This window comes from Pseudonocardia oceanicola (assembly GCF_047200735.1).
Classification (GTDB): domain Bacteria; phylum Actinomycetota; class Actinomycetes; order Mycobacteriales; family Pseudonocardiaceae; genus Pseudonocardia.
In genome coordinates this window covers 1-1,289 of sequence record NZ_JBJZON010000071.1, presented here as the reverse complement: position 1 = coordinate 1,289, position 1,289 = coordinate 1, and the positions used below count along the sequence as shown (strand labels likewise).

Below are 1,289 nucleotides of genomic sequence, written 5' to 3'. Positions count from 1 at the left end.
GTGGGCGGGGACTGCCTGGCCGATATCGCGCTGTTGCGCGCCGAGCCGGTGCTGTTCGGACCGGTCGCGTCGGACCCGACGGTGTCCCGCACGATCGACCGACTCGCCGCCGATGCCACCGCCGCGCTGGCGGCGATCGACACCGCCCGCGCCACCGCTCGGGCCAGGGCGTGGGAGCTGGCCGGCGAGCATGCCCCCGACCATGACACCGACGCGGCGAGACCGCTGGTCATCGACGCCGACGCCACCCTGGTCACCGCCCACAGCGAGAAGGAGGGCGCCGCGCCGACGTTCAAGAAGGGGTTCGGTCATCATCCGTTGTGGACGTTCGTCGACCACGGCCCCGATGGCACCGGGGAGCCGCTCGCGCAGCTGCTGCGGCCCGGCAACGCCGGGTCGAACACCGCCGCGGACCACATCACGGTCATCCGTGCCGCGCTGCGCCAACTTCCCCGCTATCGCACGGGACGGCGGCCCGGTCGGAAGGTGCTGATCCGCATCGACGGCGCGGGCGCCTCCCATGAACTGCTCGACTGGCTTCACGGGCAACGGTTGTCCTACTCGGTCGGGTTCGGGCTGACCCAGGACCTGGTCGACCAGCTCGCCGCGCTGCCCGACAGCGACTGGCAGGCTGCTCTCGACGCCGACCGAGAACCCCGGCCCGGAGCCTGGGTCATCGAGGCCACCGGCCTGATGAACCTGTCGTCCTGGCCCAAGGGGATGCGGGTGATCGTGCGCCGAGAGCGCCCACATCCCGGGGCGCAGCTGCGGATCACCGACCCCGACGGGCTGCGCTACACCGCGTTCGTCACCAACACCCGCCCCGGCGGACCCGGGCGTCAGCTCACCGACCTCGAACTGCGGCACCGCCGCCGAGCCCGCGCCGAGGACCGCATCCGTGCCGCGAAGGACACCGGGCTCACGAACCTGCCGCTGCACGAACTCGACCAGAACCGCATCTGGTGCGCGGTCGTAGCGTTGGCCTGCGAGATCACCGCCTGGACCCAGCTGCTCGCCTACACCGGACATCCCGCGCGGCGGTGGGAACCGAAACGACTCCGGCTGCGGCTGTTGTCCACCCCGGCCCAGATCGCCCGCCACGCCCGCCGGACCGTGCTCCACCTCCCAGCGCATTCACCCTGGTCAGGGCTGCTCTGCGACGGCCTCACCCGACTCCGCGCACTCGCCGTCCCCGGCTGAGCACCAGCCCCACCGCAGCGCCCCGACGACCCAGGAACCCCGACCGGACCGTGGACCCGGCGCCCACCCGAGCGACCTCGGCCGAACTG

General features: G+C 72.6%; 1 protein-coding gene. It reads left to right on the top strand.

Translation table 11 applies throughout. The features are described 5' to 3' along the window. Positions 1-1,200, top strand: a 1,200-nt coding sequence (locus ACL02T_RS34835) for an IS1380 family transposase (RefSeq protein WP_412835083.1), incomplete at its 5' end; no start/stop codon positions are given. Positions 1,201-1,289 lie beyond the last annotated feature (89 nt).